This window comes from Paenibacillus sp. MY03, from assembly GCF_002165585.1.
Classification (GTDB): Bacteria; Bacillota; Bacilli; order Paenibacillales; family Paenibacillaceae; genus Pristimantibacillus; species Pristimantibacillus agaridevorans.
In genome coordinates, this window is the sequence record NZ_MXQD01000133.1 from 1 (window position 1) to 245 (window position 245).

At 57.6% G+C, this 245-nt stretch carries 1 protein-coding gene; it reads right to left on the reverse strand.

All coding sequences use genetic code 11. The features are described 5' to 3' along the window. A partial coding sequence (locus B1748_RS36230; RefSeq protein WP_179216022.1) for an InlB B-repeat-containing protein occupies positions 1 to 245 on the reverse strand: 245 nt, incomplete at both ends.

Here is a 245-nt window from a genome sequence, read left to right on the forward strand (position 1 = left end):
GTGTACACGTTTGTCGTCCACTTCGCGTACAACGTTACGTTGCCCGTCACCGCAGTTGTAAACACATACGGCTCCATCAGTTCCTCATCGGTATGCCAACCTTCGAACCCGTATCCCGTTCTTGTCGGAGCCGCCGGCGCTTCCACGGTTTCGCCGTGCTCAACCGTCGCTGCCGCCACTGCATTGCCACCGTTGCTCTCGAAGCTCACCGTGTATACGTTTGTCGTCCACTTCGCGTACAGCGT